Consider the following 19,589-nt stretch of genomic DNA (forward strand, 5'->3'; position numbering starts at 1 on the left):
AGAGGCCGCCCGTCAGGGCTGCCCGGCGATCTCCAGGCAGGCGCGCACCACGTCCGGATGGAATGCCATGTGCACATGGGCTGCGCCCGCCACGAAGCGGTTGTCCGCCCCGGCCAGCATGGCCGTGCTGGCGGGATAGACCACGTTGTCGCAGTCCGAATGGAAGCAGGTGAAGCGCGCGCGCAAGGACGGCGGCTCGGATGCATCCAGGGCCTGCAGCCATGGGTGCCCGGGCACCATCTGCCGGCCGTTGTCGGAGCGGCTGAGCCGGGCCGCCTCCGTGCCGCCATGCGGCGTGCCGAGCGTGACCACGCGGTGCACCCGGCCGATGCCTGATTCGCCGCAGGTGCGCAGCCAGGCCCGGACCGCGAGGCCGCCCATGCTGTGGCCGATCACGAGCGGGGGCCGTCCCGTGGCTTCGGCCACCCGCTGCACGGCCGCATCGATGGCGGCGGCGTAGCCGTCGATCGCGCCGAAGGGTGGCTCCAGGGTCACGGCCACGAACGCATGGCCGCGGCGCCGCAGCAGTGCGAACCAGGGCATCCAGAAGCCGCGGTTGCACAGGAAGCCATGCACCAGCACGACCCCGCGCGGCGCCGCGGTGGTACCGCCCGCCACGGGCGAAGGAAGCCAGTCCGGCACGGCCGCATGGCGAAAGGGCTGCCACCAGCCGAACACCCAGCTCGCCCACCGGGTTTCCGCCCACCAGGCACGCAGCACGCGCCCCGCCGAAGGGGACGGTACCGGATCCTCCCGGTTGGCATGCAGCATGACCAGGAATTGCAGCCCCAGCCAGAGACGGGGCCCCGCCAGCCAGAGGGCGGCGCCGGCCAGCGCCCACGCGGGTGACCGGGGCCAGAGCCAGGCCAGCCAGCCCGCGGCCAGCGCGAGCTGCGCCACCACCATCCACCGCTGCCACCTTGCATTCGTCACGTCGATCCTTTCCGGTACCGGGGCCGATCGTGCCCCCGTCCAGCCCCGATCCTGTCACACAGGAGACGTGAAGCCATACACCCTGGGACTGACCCGATGGACAGGCGCGCAGGGGTTTCCACAATCGTCGGCGGCCCCTGCCAATCGGCCCTGCGCCCCTGCAATGCCGCATCAATCGCCCGCTGCCCGGCGGAGCGCGAAAGGAAGACGAATCCATGGACCGGATCTGGCTGAAGAACTATCCCCCCGGCGTGCCGCACGCAGTGGACCCCGAAAGCTACCGCTCGGTAGCGCACCTGCTCGAGGAGTCGCTGCGCCGCCATGCCGACCATCCCTTCTCGGTCTGCATGGAGCAATGGATGGGCTATGCCGAGCTGGACCGCCTGAGCACCCGGCTGGGCGCCTGGCTGCAGGCCCGGGGACTGCCACAGGGAGCGCGCGTGGCGATCATGCTGCCCAACGTGCCGCAGTTCGCCGTGGCCATGGCCGCGGTGCTGCGCGCCGGCTACACCTGCGTGAACGTGAACCCGCTCTACACGCCGCGGGAGCTGGAGCACCAGCTGCGCGACTCGGGCGCGGAGGCGATCGTCATTCTCGAGAATTTCGCGCGCACGCTCTCCGAGGTGGTGGAGCGCACGGCCGTGAAGCACGTGGTGATCACCGCGCTCGGCGACCTGCTCGGACCCGTGCGCGGGCGCTGGATCACCTTCGCGGTGCGGCACCTGGCGCGCATGGTGCCGGCCTTCGACCTGCCCCTGTCGGACGGCCGCCGCGTGACGACGCTGCCCGCCGCCCTGGCCGAGGGCGCGCGGCACACGCTCGCGCCCAGCACCGCGACGCTCGATTCCGCCGCGTTCCTGCAATACACGGGCGGCACCACGGGCCTCTCGAAGGGCGCGGTGCTCACGCACCGCAACATCGTGGCGGCCACCCTGCAGGCAGAGGCCTGGTTCACTCCGGCCCTCGCCCGCATCGGCGACGTGCGCCAGGCCAACAGCATCGCGGCGCTTCCGCTCTACCATATCTTCGCGCTCACGCTGTGCCTGCTGGCCATCCGCCAGGGTTCGCACCTCACGCTGATACCGAACCCGCGGGACATCCCCAAGTTCGTGGCGGTGCTGAAGAAAAGGCCCTTCCACATGATGCCCGCGGTGAATACGCTCTTCAACGCGCTGCTGCAGAACGCGGAGTTCCGCGCACTCGATTTCTCGCACCTGTGCGTCTCGCAGGCAGGCGGCATGGCGGCGTCGGAGAGCACCGCACGGCAATGGCAGAAGGTAACGGGCAGCACCATGATCGAAGGCTGGGGCATGAGCGAGACCTGCGCCATCGGTACCAACAATCCCGTGGACAACACGGAGTTCACCGGCACCATCGGCCTGCCGCTGCCCGGCATCGACATCGCGATCAAGGACGACGCGGGCCAGAGCCTGCCCGTGGGCCAGTCCGGCGAGATCTGCATCCGCGGCCCGAACGTGATGGCGGGCTACTACCAGCAGCCGGAGGAGAACGCCCGCGCCTTCACGCCCGACGGTTTCCTGCGCACGGGCGACATCGGCGTGATGGACGAACAGGGCTACACGCGCATCATCGACCGCAAGAAGGACATGATCCTGGTTTCCGGCTTCAACGTGTTCCCCAATGAACTGGAACAGGTCATCGCCCTGTGCCCGGGCGTGCTCGAGTGTGCTGCCGTCGGGGTGCCCGACGAGAAGCAGGGCGAGGCGATCAAGGTCTTCGTGGTGCGCAGCGATCCGACACTCACCGAGGAAGCCGTGGCGCGGTACTGCCACGAGCACCTGACGGGGTACAAGTGCCCGCGCCACATCGAGTTCCGGGACGCGCTGCCCAAGACGAACGTGGGCAAGATCCTGCGGCGGGAGTTGCGGGCGCCAGCTCCCTGAGACCGGCCCGCTCCGGACGCCCCCTCCCGCCGGAAACCCGGCCACGGCCGGGTTTTTTTGCATCCGGATGTAAACAATCCCGAACCTATCCCAAGAGAAGCTTATGCAGCACCCCTGCTGAATGGATGAGCGCAAACGTTTGCGCAAACGTTTTCTTTCGCTACCATAGCAGCCCCCGCAGGTCCTCTCGCCGCGAACGGCGCATGGCCTGCGGCCGACTATTCTCTTTACGCCCACAACCAGGAGACCTCCATGTTCTTGAACCGCCGCACCCTCCAGACCGCCGCCGTGCTGGCACTCGCCGGTGGCCTGTTCGCGCAGCCTTCCTTCGCGCAGGACAAGCCGAAGGTCGCGCTGGTGATGAAGTCGCTCGCCAACGAGTTCTTCCGCACCATGGAGGACGGCGCCAAGGCGCACCAGAAGGCGCATGCCTCGGAATACACCCTGGTGGCCAACGGCATCAAGAACGAGACCGACACTGCCGCGCAGATCAAGATGATCGAGCAGGCCGTGGCGCAGAAGGTGAACGCCATCGTGCTCGCGCCCGCCGATTCCAAGGCCCTGGTGCCGGCCGTTAAGGCCGCGGTGGACAAGGGCATCCTCGTGGTCAACATCGACAACCGCCTGGATGCCGACGCGCTCAAGGAAAAGAGCCTGAACGTGCCCTTCGTCGGCCCGGACAACCGTGCAGGCGCCAAGCTGGTGGGCGATTACCTGGCCAAGCAGCTGAAGGCCGGCGACAAGGTCGGCATCATCGAGGGCGTCTCCACCACGTTCAACGCGCAGCAGCGCACGCTGGGCTTCCAGGACGCGATGAAGGCCGCCAACATCAACGTGGTGGGCGTGCAGTCCGGCCAGTGGGAAATCGAGAAGGGCAACACCGTGGCCGCCGGCATGCTGCGCGAGCACCCGGACCTGGTGGCGCTGCTGGCCGGCAACGACAGCATGGCGCTGGGCGCCGTGGCCGCGGTGAAGGCCGCCGGCAAGGCCGGCAAGGTGCAGGTGGTGGGCTACGACAACATCAACGCCATCAAGCCCATGCTGGCCGACGGCCGCGTGCTGGCCACGGCCGACCAGTACGCCGCCAAGCAGGCGGTGTTCGGCATCGAGATGGCGCTGAAGGCGCTGGCCGCCAAGACGCCGCAGGCCCAGCTGCCCGCCGAGGTCAAGACCGAAGTGGTGCTGGTGACCAAGGGCACCGGCAAGTAACGCAACGGCGACGCGCGAGGGCACGAGGCACCGCAGGGCGCCGCGCCCAGCTTCCGCGCACCGCATGGCCGACGCCGCGCGCAACCCGCGCGGCATTCCTCTTTTTTCCGGGTTCGCACACCGTGGCCGACCATTCCTCCCCCATCGCCGCCGCGCCGGCGCCCGTGCCTCTGCTGGAAATGCTGGGCGTGGGCAAGGACTACGGCCCCACCACCGTGCTGCACGGCGTCACGCTGTCGCTGCATGCCGGCGAAGTGCTCGCGCTCACCGGCGAGAACGGCGCGGGCAAGAGCACGCTGTCCAAGATCCTGTGCGGGCTGGAGCCCGCCACGCGCGGCAGCCTGCGCCTGGCGGGGCAGCCCTATGCGCCATCCTCCCGCCGCGACGCCGAGCACCAGGGCGTGCGCATGGTCATGCAGGAGCTGGGCCTCGTGCCGACGCTCACCGTGGCCGAGAACCTGCTGATGGGCCGGCTGCCGCACCGCATGGGCTGGCTGCGCCGGGGCGCGCTGCACGATGCCGCGCGCGCGCAGCTCGCCAAGATCGGCCTCACGGGCATCGATCCGGCGACCCCCGTTTCCCGCCTGGGCATCGGCCAGCAACAGATGGTGGAGATCGCCCGCAACCTGCAGGACGACACGCGCATCCTCGTGCTCGACGAGCCGACGGCGATGCTGACGCCGCGCGAGACCAATTACCTGTTCGAGCAGGTCGCCCGGCTCACGGCCCGCGGCGTGGCGATCATCTACGTTTCCCACCGGCTGGAAGAGCTGCGGCGCATCGCCGACCGCGTGGCCGTGCTGCGCGACGGCGCGCTGGTGGACGCCCGCCCGATGGCGGGGCTGTCCGAAGCCGATCTCGTTCAGCGCATGGTGGGCCGGGCGGTGAACGACCTGGAGCACCGCCCCCGCCGCACGGCCGGGCCCGTGGTGATGCGGGTGGATGGCATCGGCCGGGGCACCGCCGTGCAGGACGTGAGCCTGGCACTGCGGGCCGGCGAGGTGTTCGGCATCGCGGGCCTCGTGGGCTCGGGCCGCACCGAGTTGCTGCGCCTGCTGTTCGGCGCGGACCGCGCCGACCGCGGCAGCGTGACGCTGGCCGCCGGAAGCACTGCGTCCGGCACCGCCGCGGAGCGCACCCACGAGCGCGGTTTCCGTTCGCCGCTGGCGGCGATCGCCGCAGGCATCGGGCTCGTGAGCGAAGACCGCAAGTCGCAGGGCCTGCTGCTCAGCCAGCCGATCCGGGTGAATGCCACGCTGTCGGACCTGTCCGCCGTTTCGCGCGCGGGCTGGCTGCGCCGCGCGCATGAGAGCACGGTGGTGCAGGGCTTCATCCGCACGCTGCGGGTGCGCTGCCGTGGGCCGGAGCAGCCCGTGGGGCAGCTTTCCGGCGGCAACCAGCAGAAGGTGGTGTTCGCGCGGTGGCTGCACCGCGACGGCCGCGTGCTGCTGCTGGATGAGCCCACGCGCGGCGTGGACGTGGGCGCGCGCGCGGACCTGTACACCGAACTCGACCGCATGGCCTCGGAAGGCCGCGCACTGCTCATGGTGTCGTCCGACCTGCGCGAGCTGATGGCCATGGCCGACCGCATCGGCGTGATGAGCGGTGGCCGCCTGGTCGCCGTGTTCGAGCGCGGCGAGTGGACCGAGCAGTCGCTGCTGGCCGCCGCCTTCTCCGAGGCCGAAGACCGCCCGCGCGCCGAAGGCGCCGGTTCCGCATCCTCCCATTCCCCTGCTTCCGCATGACCGCCACCACGTCCCCCTCCTCCGCTTCCGCCGCGCCGTCGGTACCGCTCTGGCGCACACAGCTGGGCACCTACCTGGGCCTGGCCGCCGTGCTGGTCGGCATGGTGGCGCTGTTTTCCTGGCTGTCCGATTTCTTCTGGAGCGCCGAAACCTTCGTCACCATCGCCAACGAGATTCCCGCGCTGGCCGTGATGGCGGTGGGCATGACGTTCGTGCTGATCATCGCGGGCATCGACCTGTCGGTGGGCTCGGTGATGGCGCTGTCGGCCGCCACCTCGGCCGCGGCCATCCTGCAATGGGGCTGGAGCGTGCCGGCCGCCGCGGCCCTGGCGCTGGCCACGGGCCTGGTCTGCGGCACCATCACGGGCGCCGTGTCGGTGGCCTGGCGGCTGCCGTCGTTCATCGTGTCGCTGGGCATGCTGGAGGCGGTGCGCGGCAGCGCCTACCTGGTGACGGATTCGCGCACGCAGTACGTGGGCGACGCGATCTCCTGGCTCGCCGCGCCCGTGGCGGCCGGCGTCTCGGTGGCTTTCGGCATTGCGCTGCTCATCGTGGTGCTGGCCCAGCTCGTGCTGTCGCGCACGGTGTTCGGCCGCTGCATGGTGGGCATCGGCACCAATGAGGAAGCCATGCGGCTGGCCGGCGTCGATCCACGACCCATCCGCATCGCCGTGTTCGCGCTCACCGGCCTGCTGGCCGGGCTGGCGGGCCTGATGCAGTCGGCGCGCCTGGAGGCGGCGGATCCGAATGCCGGCGCCGGCATGGAGCTGCAGGTGATCGCGGCCGTGGTGATCGGCGGCACCAGCCTGATGGGCGGGCGCGGATCGGTGGTGACCACGGCCTTCGGCGTGCTCATCATCGCGGTGCTGGAGGCGGGCCTTGCACAGATCGGTGCGAGCGAGCCGAGCAAGCGCATCATCACCGGCTGCGTGATCGTGGCGGCCGTCATCATCGACACGCTGCGGCAGCGCCGCGCCGCGGTCTGACGCCGGCGCGAGAAGACATGGCGACCATCAAGGACGTCGCGCGCGAGGCCGGGGTGTCGGTGACCACGGTCTCGCACGTGCTCAACGGCACGCGGCACGTGAGCGACGACGGGCGTGCCCGCGTGGAGAACGCCATCCGCCAGCTGGGCTACGTGCCCAGCGCGATCGCGCGCAGCCTCAAGAGCAACCACACGCGCACGCTGGGGATGCTGATTCCCAACAGCTCCAACCCCTACTTCGCCGAAGTCGTGCACAGCGTGGAGAACCGCTGCTTCGGCGCGGGCTACAACCTCATCCTGTGCAATACGCACGACGAGGCCCAGCGGCAGAGCTCGTACCTGCAGGTGCTGGCGGAGCGGCGCATCGACGGACTGATCGTGGTCTCCACCGGGCAGGACGCGGCGCTCGCGCGCCAGCTCGAGGGACTGGGCGTGCCCACCGTGCTGGTGGACCGCGAGATCGAGGTCCACCGGCAGCCCTGCGATCTGGTGGAAACCGCGCACCGCGAAGGCGGCCGGCTGGCCACGCGCCACCTGCTCTGGCTGGGCCACCGCCGCATCGCGTGCATCGGCGGCCCCCCGGACCTCGCCCCCAGTACACAGCGCATCGAGGGCTGGCGCGACGCGCTGGTCGAGGCGGGCGTGGACGATGGCGGCCTGCTGTGGCACGGCGATTTCACCAGCCAGAGCGGCTACGAGGCCATGCAGTCGGTGCTGGCCTCGCCGCGCCCGCCGACGGCGGTGTTCGTGGGCAACGACCTGATGGCCATCGGCGCGCTCTGCGCGGTCCACGAGCGCGGGCTGCGCGTGCCCGAGGCCATGTCCGTCGTGGGTTTCGACGATATCGCGCTCGCGGCCTTCACGAGCCCGCCCCTCACCACCGTGGCCCAGCCCAAACGGCAGATCGGCGTGGCGGCCGTGGACATGCTGCTCGAACGCATCGATGGCGCGCGGCGCGAACCATGCCAGCTGCTGCTGCAGCCGGAACTGCGGCTGCGTGCCTCGACCGCGGCACTGCCCCCGGGCACCGTTTCCACCGCCGTGCCGCACGGCCGTTTCCCTTCCCGCAACCCCGAATGACCGCCTCATCCCGCTCCACTCCGGAGATCCCCTCCCGTTCCGCTCCGCCGCGCATCGCCGTGGTGGGCAGTCTCAACATGGACATCGTCCTGCGCGTGCCACGGGCCCCGGGCGCAGGCGAGACCGTGATGGCCGATTCCCTGCACCACATTCCGGGAGGCAAGGGCGGCAACCAGGCCGTGGCCTGCGCTCGCCAGGGCGCGCACGTGCACCTGCTGGGCCGCGTCGGGCACGATGCGCACGGCGCGGCCCTGCGCGCCGCGCTGGACGCCGACGCCATCGACCATGCCGGCGTGCAGACGGACCCCGAGGCCCCCACGGGCGTCGCCTGCATCACGGTGGAGTCCACCGCACAGAACCGGATCGTCGTCGTCGGCGGGGCAAACGCCCGCTTCGAGATCGACGCGCAGGCACTGGACACCGCGCTGCAGGGAGCGAGCAGCCTGCTGCTGCAGTTCGAGGTGCCGATGCCGCAGGTGATGGCCGCCGCCAGGCAGGCGCACCAGCAGGGCTGCCCCGTGGTGCTCAACCCTTCTCCCATGCAGCCGATCCCCGATGCCCTCTGGCCGCTGGTGGACACGCTGGTGGCTAACGAGGTGGAAGCCGCGCTATTCGCCGACTGCGACGTGCAAACCCCCGAAGATGCCGCCCATGCCGCGCGCCTGTTGCGGGCACGTGGCCCGCGGCAGGTGGTGGTGACACTGGGAGCGGCGGGCGCCGTGGCCTGCGACGGCAACGGCTGCCGGCACCACCTGGGCCTGCGCGTGGATGCCGTGGACACCACGGCCGCGGGCGACACCTTCCTGGGAGCCCTGACCGTTGCCCTGGCACGCGGCGAATCGCTCGACCTGGCGGTGCAGACCGGCGTCCGCGCCGCGGCGCTGTGCGTGACACGCCCGGGCGCGCAGCCATCGATCCCCACGCGCGCCGAAGTGGCCGCATCCCCCATGCCCCCTGAATGGAGCCGCATCGTATGAAACGCACCGCCCTGCTGCACGCCGATTTGTCCCGCGCCATCGCCGCCCTGGGCCATGGCGACATGATCGTCGTCGGCGATGCCGGCCTGCCGATTCCGTCCGGCCCCCTGCGCATCGACCTGGCCGTGACCCCGGGACTGCCTTCGGTCGCCGATGTGCTGGCCGCCGTGCTCTCCGAAATGCAGGTGGAGCGCGCCCTGATCGCCACCGAGGCCGTGGAGCGCGCGGGCGGGGCCCTGCCCGGCTGGGCCGGCGCGCTGCCCTTAGCCCCGCAGACCCTGTCCCACGAGGAATTCAAGCGCCTCACGCGCGATGCGCGTGCCGTGGTGCGGACGGGCGAGTGCACGCCCTACGCCAACGTGATCCTCTGCGCAGGCGTGACGTTCTGACCGGATTTCAGGTGCGCCCCAGCGGCATGGCACCGCGCGCGGACCACCACAGGCCCAGCAGGCGCAGTGCCCGCCCTGCGCTGGCTCCCGCGAAAATGCCGTAGAGAAGGCTGACCGCACCGGCGAACAACGGATCGCCCGACATCGCCGGATGCAGGGCGAGCGCCACGGCCACGGTGTACTTGGTGCAGAAGATGCCGAGCATCAGCAGGAGCGGCCGGACGCTGCCGGGCAGGTGGAAGACCGCGTCCACGGGGTCGAAGCGCGTGCCCGCCGGTACCGGACGCGACGCCACGAAGGCCGCCGCTGCCAGTGCCGCCAGGCCCCAGGCGGCCCAGGCGGCCGGCTGCCCGTGGCGCGCCGCCACCATACCGTACAGCGAGAACGCCGCCATGGCGGCCGGCAGCAGCATGGCCCGCCCCAGGGTCCTGCGGGACGGTCGCAACTGGCGCACGCCCAGCACGGACAGGGCGGCCAGCAGCGCGAAGACCCAGGCGGGCGTCGCCTGGAGCACGTGGGCAATGAAAGTCATCGGGATTCCTCGGCAGCGGTACGGCGATGGCGCACTGTCGGGCCTCCATGCCGCGCGGGCGAGCCCGGTGCGACGGCCTGCGCCGTGGCGGCGCGAAGGGTTGCGCCGGATGGATGAACGGCGGGGGCCGGTGCCATACTTTCCCGCAAAGGCTCTTCCCATGCACATTCCCACGCCCCAGGCCCCCGTCGGCGGCACCGCGCCGCTCCTGCCGCCCGGCACCACGGTGCTCGAACGCGGCTGGCTTTCGGCCAACAACATCGTCTGCGTGGGCGAAGACGCGGCGGCGGTGGTGGACACGGGCTACTGCGCGCATGCGGCCCAGACGGTGGCGCTGGTGGCGGCCGCACTGGAGGGCCGGCCCCTCGCGCTCATCGCCAACACCCACCTGCACAGCGACCACTGCGGCGGGAACGCGGCGCTGCAGCAGGCCTGGCCCGGGGCGCGCACCCTGGTGCCGCCCGGACAGGCCGAACACGTGCGCGACTGGGATCCGCAGGCGCTGAGCTATACGCCCACGGGACAGGACTGCCCACCCTTCCGCATGGACGGCCTGCTGGAGCCGGGCCGCAGCATCCGCCTGGGCGCACACGACTGGGAGATCCATGCGGCGCCCGGGCACGACACGCATTCGGTGGTGCTGTTCGAGCCCCGGCACCGGGTGCTGCTCTCGGCCGACGCGCTCTGGGAAAACGGCTTCGGCGTGGTCTTCCCCGAGCTGGAAGGCGAGCAGGCCTTCGCGGACGTCGCGGCCACACTGGACCTGATCGCCGGGCTGGCTCCGCGCACCGTCGTGCCCGGGCACGGTTCCGTTTTCACGGACGTCGAGAGCGCGCTCGGCACCGCGCGGCGCCGGCTCGACGGGTTCGTGCGCGCCCCGGAGCGGCACGCGCTCTACGCCGCCAAGGTGCTGCTCAAGTACAAGCTGCTCGAATGGCAGAGCGTGCCGCTCGCCCGGCTGCACGCCTGGGCCGGTGCCACCCCGTATTTCGGACTGCTCCATGCCGGCCATTTCGCGGGCCAGCCCCGCGCGGCGTGGCAGGAAGCCCTGGTGCATGAACTGGTGCGCAGCGGGGCCGCCCGGCTGGACGGGGAAACGCTGCACAACGCCTGAAGGAAGCAGCAGAGGCCGGACCGGCGCTCCGCTCCGTCATCAGGGCAGCTCGCGGCTCGGGTCCGGCGTGGCGGCGTCGCGCGGGCCCACGTTGCCGAGCCGGCCCTTGAGCGACTGGGGCTGGCCCGTCAGGATCGCGGCATACATCGTGGTGTTGGAAAGCACCTTCTTGACGTAATCGCGCGTCTCGGAGAAGGGGATGTTCTCGGCCCAGATCGCGGCCTCCAGCACCGGCCCGTTGCGCCAGTTGCGCGGCCGTCCGGGGCCAGCGTTGTAGGCGGCCGCGGCCATGGACATGGAGCCGTCGAAATCGTCGAGGGCGAGTTTCAGGTAGGCGGTGCCGATGGCGATGTTGGTGTCGCGGTCGTTGATCTGGTCGGGCGTGAAATCCGCCATGCCGATCTTGCGGGCCGTCCAGCGCGCGGTGGCGGGCATGACCTGCATCAGGCCCGATGCACCGACGCCCGAGCGCGCATCCATGATGAAGCGGCTTTCCTGGCGGATGAGGCCATAGACGTAGGCCGGATCCAGTCCGATGGACTGCGCGCGCGCCACGACGGCGTTGCGGAACGGCATGGGGAAGCGCTGGCCCACGTCCGTGAAGGACTTCGTGCGCTCGCTGGTGTTGATGCAGCGGTCCCAGATCTCGCGCTGGCAGGCGAGGTCGGCGGCGGCGAGCAGTTCGCGGTCGCCCATGCCGCCCGGCGAGTGCAGGTTGGTGGTGTAGTTCCACTCGCGCACGCCTTCGTGCCGCAGCCCCAGGCCGATGGCGTAGAGGCTGCGCACGAAGCCCGGGTTCGCGCGCGCGGCAGCTTTCTCCTCGGGCGTGGGCGGCAGCGGCGGCACGGGCGGGACCACCCGCTGGCCGAGTTCCTCCAGCGCCAGCTGCTCATAGAAGCCGCCGGGGCCCGCGATGCGCTCGAGCAGTTCGCGCGCCTTCGCCCGGTCTTCGTCGCCCGGGCGGTTGGACAGCCAGGCCCGCGCACGCCAGTAGGTCCAGGCGGGATCCTGCCGTCCCGCCGGGCTCATCGCGTCGATGGCGCGGGCCACCTGCTTCCACTGGCCTGCGCGCAGGGCGGCGCGCACCTTCCAGCCGAGCATGTCGTCCGTCAGGTCGGCATCCTTGGAGACGTTCCCGAAATAGCCCAGCGCATCCGGCGACAGCGCCACGGCGGACTGCTTGCCGATCACGCCCCAGACCCAGTTGCGCTCCTCCGGAGTGAGCAGCGGGCCCCATTTGGAGTCCAGCAGCCGGGCCGCGGTGCCGGCATCGGACATCGCCATCTTGATCAGCGACAGCACCACCAGTTCCTGCCGCATGCGGCCCGGTGCCGTGGCACGGCTCGCGAGGAACTTGGCGGGGGCGTCGAACACCTCGCGCAGCATCGGCAGCGCCTCGGGCGCGACGATCTCGACCGCGTTGCGCGTGGCGCGCGCCCGGTTGGCCTCGGCCGCCAGCCGGGCCTTGCGCCACACGTCCAGGGCCGCGATGCGCTTGTCGGCGTAGAACTCGGCCGCCGCGTGCGTGCAGCCGTCGTCGGCCTCGCGCAGCGCGTACCAGTTGCGCAGTACTTCGTCGGCCGCGCCGGAGGCCGCGGAACCCTTGATCTGGTCCACCAGCAGGGCGTAGCAGCGCACCTCGCGGTCGTCGTTCATGCGGTAGAGGGCGTGCAGCTCGCTGAACTGCGCCCAGTCCCGCCGCTGGCCGACGAGCAGCAGCCAGTCGTTGCGCAGCCGGTCCTCCTGGTAGGTGCCGGCAAAACGCTGCAGGAAGCCCGCCACCTCCTGCGGTGTCGCCTGGTCGAGACGGGCGCGCAGTTCCCAGTACGCGCCCCACGGTTCCAGCACGTGCCCGCGCAGGTCCGGCAGCAGTTGCGTGAGCCGCGCGCGGTCGCCCTTGCGGTAGGCCTGCTGCATTTGTAACAGCGCCTCGTCGCCCCGGTTTTGAGCCTGGACAGGCGCCGCGGCGGTAGCGAAGGCCACGGCGGCCAGGAGCGGTGTCAGAATCGTGAGCAATTGCATTGGGGAATTATGTGATGGACAAAGCAGCCCTGCGACGCGCATTGATCGATGAACGCCTGAACCTGCCGGACCGCCTACAGCGTGCAGACCTTCTGCAGCGCGTGATGCGCATCTGGCTGGTGGACCGCCCGGACACCGTGATCGGCGCCTACTGGCCCATCAAGGGAGAATTCGACCCCCTGCCCGCACTGCACCGCTGGAAGGAGGACGGCGAACTGCTGGACGAGCCGCAGCGCCGCCGCATCGGCCTGCCGGTGGTGAACAAGGAGCACAAGACGCTCACCTTCCACGCATGGTATCCCGGCTGTCCGATGGAAGAGGATGCTTACGGCATCCCGAAGCCCAAGGACACCGAGATCATCGTGCCCACCCTGCTATTCGTGCCCTGCGTGGGCTACGGCCCCGGCGGCTACCGCCTGGGGTATGGCGGCGGCTTCTACGACCGCACCCTGGCCACGCTGTATCCGGTGCCGACCACCGTGGGCCTGGGGTTCACCCACGGGTTCCTGGAGGATTTCGAGCCCGAGCCGCACGACCTGCCGCTGGACGCCATCCTGAATGACAACGGCGTCGTCTGGCCACTGAAATAGGCTCCCCCCTGGGTCGCCTTCGGCGCCTTCCCCCCAGGGGGACGACGCCGGCGGCCCGGCGAAGCCGGTTCCGCGGCGTCCGCTGGCGTGGCCTGCTCCGCGGCCTTCTGATGGCTGAGGCCGTGCAGGTTCCAGGGCCGCACGCCGGGCAACCGCCGCCCGGAGCCATCCCCACGCCAACGCACTGACGGTCAGGCAGTGACTGTCATGTCACCGCAGCCAGGTCGCTCGCGAAGGCGAAGCATTCTGCGCCGCCGTTCCGGCCGCGGCGCTTGCTGGCGTACATGGCAGCGTCTGCGGCGCGCAGCAGGGGTTCCAGGGCCCAGCCGTCGCCGGGATGGCTGGCGATGCCCACGCTGAGGCCCACGGACAGTTGCCGGCCCTCGAAGCCGAGGGGGACGGCCACGGCGCGGGCCATGGCGCGGGCCTTGTCCGCGAGGGCCTGGCGCGGCGGAGCGCCGGCCAGCAGCACGGCGAATTCGTCGCCGCCCAGGCGCGCGACCAGGTCGCCCTCGCGCAGCAGGGCGCGCAGGCGCTGCACCAGGGCCACCAGCACGGCGTCGCCCGCCGCGTGGCCATGGGTATCGTTCACGGCCTTGAAGCCGTCCAGGTCCAGCAGCATCAGCGTGAACGGCTCGCCGGCCTCCAGCGCCGCTTCGGCCCGGCGCGCCAGCCCGGCGCGGTTGGCCGCGCCCGTGAGGGCATCCGTGCCCAGCACCTCCACCAGTTCGCGGGTGCGCCGGCCGAGGGCCTGCTCCGACATGCGGAGCAGGCGCAGGCGCGACGCCATGGCGGCGGCGAAGATGACGGCTTCCGCCACGAGCGCGGCCTGGGTCAGGTCCATCTGGCCCGGCTTCCAGGCCACCCAGCCCCAGCTCGCGACGATGATCGCGCAGATGCCCAGCAACAGCAGCAGGACGCCGGCGCTGTAGAGCACGGCGGGCCAGTAGCGCCGGCGCACCGCGATCAGCGCCCCGGCGGCCAGCACCACGGTGGACACCATCACCGAGGCCTGCACGGCCCGGAACAGCCAGAGTGGATGGGGGCCGAACAGCCCGTACACGGTCGCCGCGCCCAGCGCCGCGACGAGCGCGAGCACCAGGCGGTCGATGCGCGGCGCATAGTGCGAGAGGCGCAGCAGGCTGCGCCCGAACAGCAGCTTGGACATGGCCCAGAGCGGTGGTGCGAGCGTGTAGAACAGGCCCGCCGCCGCCGGCCAGTGGGCGAACGGATAGCGCAGCGTGTGCCCGTTCAGGCTGGCGAGCGCCAGCAGGGCGCAGGCGCACGAGAGCGAATACCAGGCATAGATGCCTTCACGGAAGACCGCCAGCATCGCGAGGCTGAACGCCAGCAGGCCCAGCAGCAGGCCATAGCAGGCGCCGTCGAACATGCGCTTGTCCTGGGTGGCCTGCAGGTAGTCGGCCAGGTCCCAGGCCGTGGCGGCATAGAAGCGCGCGAAGGTCGATTCCACCCGGAAGTACGCCGTGTAGGTCTGCGCATCCTGCAGCCGGAAGCGCCAGGCCATCTGTTCCGATCCCGCCGGCCGCGTGGACCACGGATGGCGCATGCCCGTCACCACCGGCGGCGCCAGCGCGCGGCCATCCGGGTCGTAGGGACCGTAGAAGCGCAGTTCGTGGGTGGACACCGTGGGCACGACCAGCAGCCATTCGCGCTGCGCGTCCGCCGGATCGGCCAGGCGCAGCTGCACGCGGAACCAGAGCACCCGGTCGGCCTCGGCGCCCCGCAGCGGATCATCGGGATGCACGAAGTGCGCCGCGTTTCCCGGCGCGAGCACGTCGCCGATGCCGAGGCGGCGCCCCGGATCTTCCAGCACCTCCATGTGGGGCACGAGCGAGACGCCGCCCTCGCGCGCAGCGAGCACTGCCGGCTCGACGGCTCCGGCGCGCGCGGCCGGGTGCACCATCGTCAGGCAGAGCCAGGCCAGGGCGGCGCGCAACAGCAGCAGGCGGAAGAACGGGAAGACCGGCACGGATCGCGAAAAAAGCAGGGGGCGGATTGTGCCGCAGGCCGCCCGGCGCCGCATTGATGCGCGGCATGTATCAATCGGCGGGGCATACGGCATTGGCAGGCGCGGCGCATGGCCCTAGCATCGGCCTTCCCTTTCCACCCCTGCGAGTGCGGCCCATGCTCCAGCTCTACATTGGCAACAAGAACTATTCCTCCTGGTCCATGCGCCCCTGGGTGCTGCTGCGCGAGGCCGGCATTCCCTTCGAGGAAGTGGCCCTGCGCTTCGACAGCTTCGAGCCCGGCTCGCGCTTCAAGCAGGCCCTCCAGGCCGTGTGCCCCACCGGCAAGGTGCCCGTGCTGGTCGATGGCGGCATCACCGTGTGGGACACGCTGGCCATCGCCGAATACGTCGCGGAACGCCACCCCGACAAGCACCTGTGGCCGCAGGACCCGGCCGCCCGTGCGCAGGCGCGCAGCGTGACCGCCGAGATGCACAGCGGCTTCGGCGCACTGCGCAGCGCCTGCCCCATGAACATCGAGGCCCACCTGCCGGAGACGGGCGCCCTGCTCTGGCGCGACCGGCCCGGCGTGCGCGCCGACGTGCAGCGCCTCGTGGAGATGTGGGGTGCCCTCCTGCGCGAGCACGGAGGCCCGCTGCTCTTCGGGAGCCAGTTCACCATCGCGGACGCCTTCTTCGCACCCGTCTGCATGCGACTGCGCACCTATGCCCTGCCCGTGCCGGAGCCGATCGCCGCCTATGTGGAGCATGTGGCCTCACGGCCCGGCGTGAAGGCATGGATCGACGCGGCGCTGGCCGAGCAGGACTTCCTGGACTTCGAGGAACCCTACCGGCTCGGGCGCTGACGCCGGGGCCCGTGCGGCCCCGCGGCGCACTCCGGCTTCCCGGAGTCAGCCCTGGCGGAACTGCTTGCGCAGGAAGGCCCGGTGCCGCGCGATGTGCGCCATCTGCGCCGGTGCGATGGAGCCGCCCAGGTCCTCGTCCTCGGTATTGAGCACCCGGTTCGCGCAGGCCAGCGCCCGGGCTACCACCTCTTCCTGGGGCACGCCCTGCTGCGTGGCGAGTTCCATCGCCACGCTGCGCATGGCGCGCTGCGACAGCACCCACATCGCGGCGAAGGCGTCCCATGCCGCCGCCGTTTCCTTGAACCGGTCGCGTTCGGCCAGGATCTCGCTCAGCGGCTTGTCCAGCACTTCCTGCAGCGACTCCAGCCGCTGCTTCAGGGCCTCGGCCTCCTCCTCGCGGCGCAGCGCCTCCACGGCCGCGTTGGCGGCGGCATCCGGCGATTCCGGCACGGGCACGCTGCCGTCGGGGTTCATCTGGGCGATGGTGAGGGAGGAGGACAGGGACATGGCAGACGGGCAGAAAGGATCGCGCCGAATATACCGGCCGGTGCCTGCGCAGGAGCAGCGCATGCAGCAACGCCCGCCCGCCGCCGTACACTGCCCGCATGCAGATCTACATGGTGGGCGGCGCCGTGCGCGACCGGCTTCTGGGCCGCCCGGTGAACGACCGCGACTGGGTGGTGGTGGGTGCCACGCCCGACGACCTGGCCGCGCGCGGCTTCCTGCCCGTGGGGCGCGATTTTCCCGTCTTCCTCCACCCCGAAACGCGCGAGGAATACGCGCTGGCGCGCACCGAGCGCAAGAGCGGGCGGGGCTACCGTGGCTTCGTGGTGGACACGGCCGCGGACGTGACGCTGGAGCAGGACCTGTCGCGCCGTGATCTCACCATCAACGCGATGGCGGTGCGCGGCGAGGATGCTGCTGCAGGGGATCTGGTCGATCCCTACGGGGGCGCACGCGACCTGCAGGCAAAGCTGCTGCGCCACGTGACCGATGCCTTCCGCGAAGACCCGGTGCGCATCCTGCGCGTGGCGCGCTTCGCAGCGCGCTTCGCCGATTTCTCCGTCGCCCCCGAGACGATGGCGCTCATGCGGGAGATGGTCGATGCCGGCGAGGCGGGCGACCTCGTCCCCGAGCGCGTCTGGCAGGAGATCGCGCGTGGCCTGATGGAAACCGCCCCGTCGCGCATGTTCGAGGTGCTGCGCGGCTGCGGCGCCCTGGCGGTGCTGCTGCCCGAACTGGACCGGCTCTGGGGCGTTCCGCAGCGTGCCGAATACCATCCCGAGGTGGACACCGGCGTGCACGTGATGATGGTGCTGGACATGGCCGCGCGGCTGCAGGCACCGCTGCCGGTGCGCTTCGCCTGCCTGGTCCACGACCTGGGCAAGGGCACGACGCCGGCCGACGTGCTGCCGCGCCATATCGGGCACGAGCAGCGCAGCGCCGCCCTGCTGGCCGATGTGTGCGAGCGCCTGCGGGTACCGGTGGAGTGCCGCGAGACCGCGGACGTGGTGGCGCGCGAGCATGGCAACATCCACCGCAGCGCGGAACTGGGCGCGGCGGCCCTGGTGCGGCTGCTGGAGCGCTGCGACGCACTGCGCAAACCTGCCCGTTTCGCCGACGTGCTGCTGGCCTGCGAATGCGACGCGCGCGGCCGGCTGGGATTCGAGGAAACGCCCTATCCGCAGCGCGCGCGCCTGCTGGGCGCGCTGCAGGCGGCACGCTCGGTCGATACCGCCGCCGTGGCCGCGAGGGCCCAGGCCCGCGGCGTCGCCGGACCGCAGGTGGGCGAATGGATCCGCCGGGCACGCGGCGACGCGGTGCAGGAGTGGATGGCGGCACAGCCACCGGCGGCCGGGGGCTGACGGTCTCCTGCCGCCGGCCTTCGGCGTCAGGCGCCGCCGGCCGTCCGCACCCAGCGCGCGATGTCGGCGGCGCCCAGCGCCCCCGAGATGCGCGCGACCTCCCGTCCCTGGCGGAACATCACCATGGTCGGGATGCTGCGGATGCCCAGGCGCGCGCCGATGGCGGGATGCGCCTCGGTGTCGAGCTTGGCGAGCCGCACGCCCGGCTCGAGCGACCGCGCCGCCTGCGCGAAGGCCGGCGCCATGGTGCGGCAGGGACCGCACCATGGCGCCCAGAAATCCACCACCACAGGAATGTGGCTGCGTTCGGTGTGGCGCCCGAAGGAAGCATCGTCGAGCGCCACGGGCTCGCCCGTGAAAAGAGGCCGGTGGCACTCACCGCAGTCCGCCTCCACCGTGCCGGGCGGCGCAGCCAGGCGGTCGGCCGCGATGCGGTTGGTGGTGTGGCAGTGCGGGCAGACGATGTGCAGGGATTCGGGCATGGCGGCAGATGCGCGGCGACACCCGTGTTTTCAAGCCGCGCCCGCGGCGGCTGCGGCGCGCCTACAGGGCGCCAGCCTCGCGGACTACAGGCTCGGCAATGCCATCTGGTAAGGTATGCGCCAATGCAAAAGCCACCGTTGCTGACCGCGCACCATGCGCTGTTTCTCGACTTCGACGGCACGCTTGCCGACATTGCACCGCACCCTGATGCGGTGCAGGTCCATCCTGGCGTGGTGCCGGCCCTGCGGGTCCTGCACGAACGCCTGGATGGCGCCCTGGCCATCGCCACGGGCCGCACGCAGGCCGATATCGACCACTTCCTCAGCCCCCTGCAGCTGCCGCTGGCCTGCGAACACGGCGCCCAGTACCGGATGGGCAACGGCGTCGTCGGCGGCGTGCCGGCGCCCGACCTCGCCCCCGTGGTGCGGGCCGTGCAGCCGCTGCTGGACCGCTATCCCGCGCTGGTGCTGGAGCGCAAGAGCGCGGGCATGGCCCTGCACTACCGCCAGGCGGTGGAACTGGAGCCGCTGTGCCGCGCGGCGCTCGAGCATGCATTGGCGCAGGCGCCCGGCCTGGAGCTCATGCAGGGCAAGTGCGTGCTGGAGATCAAGCCCTCCGGGCCGAACAAGGGCCGGGCGATCGCCGACTTCATGCGCCAGGCGCCCTTCGCAGGCCGCATCCCCGTGTTCGCCGGGGACGACGTGACCGACGAATACGGCTTCGAGGCCGCGCAGGTGCTCGGCGGCGTCGGCATCAAGATCGGACCGGGCGAAACCCGGGCGCTCGCGCGCTGCGACGACACCACGGAGTTGCGTGAATGGCTGTTCCAGATGGCATCGCCGGAAGGGTTCCCCGCATGACCTCTCCCACCTCCACGCCCCCTGCGTCCCCCCCGCCCCCGGCATCCGCCGCCGCCAGCGCCGCAGCCG

The 19,589-nt window shown here is 71.2% G+C and carries 18 protein-coding genes; 12 read left to right on the forward strand and 6 right to left on the reverse strand.

What is annotated here, in order from left to right:
• Nucleotides 1-12 precede the first annotated feature (12 nt).
• The gene (locus ACGHC0_RS21265) at nt 13-933 is read right to left on the reverse strand and encodes an esterase/lipase family protein (protein ID WP_415266676.1); all 921 of its coding nucleotides are present in this window, start codon (nt 931-933) and stop codon (nt 13-15) included.
• Nucleotides 934-1,148: 215 nt separating this feature from the next.
• Here ACGHC0_RS21265 and ACGHC0_RS21270 point away from each other — a divergent pair, with 215 nt between their 5' ends.
• From ACGHC0_RS21270 to rbsD, 7 genes are all read left to right on the forward strand, one after another.
• Entirely contained in the window at nt 1,149-2,837 is a 1,689-nt protein-coding gene (locus tag ACGHC0_RS21270) for an AMP-binding protein (protein WP_415266677.1), read from the forward strand.
• A 252-nt stretch (nt 2,838-3,089) separates the two neighbouring features.
• Nucleotides 3,090-4,046, forward strand: coding sequence for a sugar ABC transporter substrate-binding protein (locus ACGHC0_RS21275; RefSeq protein ID WP_368352827.1), 957 nt, complete (start codon nt 3,090-3,092; stop codon nt 4,044-4,046).
• Nucleotides 4,047-4,225: 179 nt separating this feature from the next.
• Nucleotides 4,226-5,791, forward strand: coding sequence for a sugar ABC transporter ATP-binding protein (locus ACGHC0_RS21280; RefSeq protein WP_415268442.1), 1,566 nt, complete (start codon nt 4,226-4,228; stop codon nt 5,789-5,791).
• On the forward strand, nt 5,788-6,777 hold the full coding sequence (locus tag ACGHC0_RS21285) for an ABC transporter permease (protein ID WP_368352828.1): 990 nt from the start codon (nt 5,788-5,790) through the stop codon (nt 6,775-6,777). The genes ACGHC0_RS21280 and ACGHC0_RS21285 overlap by 4 nt, the downstream gene beginning before the upstream one ends.
• A gap of 17 nt (nt 6,778-6,794) precedes the next feature.
• The gene (locus ACGHC0_RS21290; RefSeq protein ID WP_368352829.1) at nt 6,795-7,856 is read left to right on the forward strand and encodes a LacI family DNA-binding transcriptional regulator; all 1,062 of its coding nucleotides are present in this window, start codon (nt 6,795-6,797) and stop codon (nt 7,854-7,856) included.
• The gene (gene rbsK / locus ACGHC0_RS21295) at nt 7,853-8,833 is read left to right on the forward strand and encodes a ribokinase (RefSeq protein WP_368352830.1); all 981 of its coding nucleotides are present in this window, start codon (nt 7,853-7,855) and stop codon (nt 8,831-8,833) included. Before ACGHC0_RS21290 ends, rbsK begins: the two co-directional genes overlap by 4 nt.
• Nucleotides 8,830-9,222 carry a D-ribose pyranase gene (gene rbsD / locus ACGHC0_RS21300; protein ID WP_415266678.1) on the forward strand — a complete coding sequence of 131 codons (393 nt, stop codon included), beginning with the start codon at nt 8,830-8,832 and terminating at the stop codon, nt 9,220-9,222. Before rbsK ends, rbsD begins: the two co-directional genes overlap by 4 nt.
• A 7-nt stretch (nt 9,223-9,229) precedes the next feature.
• Here the strand turns inward: rbsD and ACGHC0_RS21305 are convergent, their stop codons facing one another.
• Nucleotides 9,230-9,754, reverse strand: coding sequence for a DUF6622 family protein (locus tag ACGHC0_RS21305; protein WP_415266679.1), 525 nt, complete (start codon nt 9,752-9,754; stop codon nt 9,230-9,232).
• A gap of 160 nt (nt 9,755-9,914) precedes the next feature.
• Between ACGHC0_RS21305 and ACGHC0_RS21310 the strand changes: the two genes are divergently transcribed.
• Nucleotides 9,915-10,868: an MBL fold metallo-hydrolase gene (locus ACGHC0_RS21310; protein WP_368352833.1), complete on the forward strand. Its 954-nt coding sequence runs from the start codon at nt 9,915-9,917 to the stop codon at nt 10,866-10,868.
• Between the two features lie 39 nt (nt 10,869-10,907).
• Here the strand turns inward: ACGHC0_RS21310 and ACGHC0_RS21315 are convergent, their stop codons facing one another.
• Nucleotides 10,908-12,890, reverse strand: a complete 1,983-nt coding sequence (locus ACGHC0_RS21315) for a lytic transglycosylase domain-containing protein (RefSeq protein WP_368352834.1) — start codon at nt 12,888-12,890, stop codon at nt 10,908-10,910.
• A 14-nt stretch (nt 12,891-12,904) separates the two neighbouring features.
• Between ACGHC0_RS21315 and ACGHC0_RS21320 the strand changes: the two genes are divergently transcribed.
• On the forward strand, nt 12,905-13,480 hold the full coding sequence (locus ACGHC0_RS21320) for a 5-formyltetrahydrofolate cyclo-ligase (RefSeq protein WP_368352835.1): 576 nt from the start codon (nt 12,905-12,907) through the stop codon (nt 13,478-13,480).
• Between the two features lie 205 nt (nt 13,481-13,685).
• On the opposite strand, the gene ACGHC0_RS21325 is transcribed toward ACGHC0_RS21320, so the two are convergent.
• Complete coding sequence (locus ACGHC0_RS21325; RefSeq protein ID WP_415266680.1) at nt 13,686-15,470, reverse strand: diguanylate cyclase domain-containing protein; 1,785 nt, start codon at nt 15,468-15,470, stop codon at nt 13,686-13,688.
• A gap of 155 nt (nt 15,471-15,625) precedes the next feature.
• Here ACGHC0_RS21325 and ACGHC0_RS21330 point away from each other — a divergent pair, with 155 nt between their 5' ends.
• Nucleotides 15,626-16,312 (forward strand): glutathione S-transferase family protein, encoded by a 687-nt coding sequence (locus tag ACGHC0_RS21330; RefSeq protein ID WP_415266681.1) that lies wholly within the window; start codon nt 15,626-15,628, stop codon nt 16,310-16,312.
• Nucleotides 16,313-16,357: 45 nt separating this feature from the next.
• Here ACGHC0_RS21330 and ACGHC0_RS21335 read toward each other — a convergent pair whose 3' ends face one another.
• On the reverse strand, nt 16,358-16,819 hold the full coding sequence (locus tag ACGHC0_RS21335) for a hypothetical protein (protein ID WP_368352838.1): 462 nt from the start codon (nt 16,817-16,819) through the stop codon (nt 16,358-16,360).
• 98 nt (nt 16,820-16,917) lie between these two features.
• Between ACGHC0_RS21335 and ACGHC0_RS21340 the strand changes: the two genes are divergently transcribed.
• A complete protein-coding gene (locus tag ACGHC0_RS21340; RefSeq protein ID WP_415266682.1) occupies nt 16,918-18,177 on the forward strand; it encodes a multifunctional CCA addition/repair protein in 1,260 nt (419 codons plus the stop codon).
• 26 nt (nt 18,178-18,203) lie between these two features.
• Here the strand turns inward: ACGHC0_RS21340 and trxC are convergent, their stop codons facing one another.
• Nucleotides 18,204-18,659, reverse strand: coding sequence for a thioredoxin TrxC (gene trxC / locus ACGHC0_RS21345; protein WP_415266683.1), 456 nt, complete (start codon nt 18,657-18,659; stop codon nt 18,204-18,206).
• A gap of 123 nt (nt 18,660-18,782) precedes the next feature.
• Between trxC and otsB the strand changes: the two genes are divergently transcribed.
• Entirely contained in the window at nt 18,783-19,520 is a 738-nt protein-coding gene (gene otsB, locus ACGHC0_RS21350) for a trehalose-phosphatase (RefSeq protein ID WP_415266684.1), read from the forward strand.
• The last annotated feature ends 69 nt before the right edge of the window (nt 19,521-19,589 follow it).

The organism is Acidovorax sacchari, assembly GCF_042847045.1.
Taxonomy (GTDB): domain Bacteria; phylum Pseudomonadota; class Gammaproteobacteria; order Burkholderiales; family Burkholderiaceae_C; genus Paracidovorax; species Paracidovorax sacchari.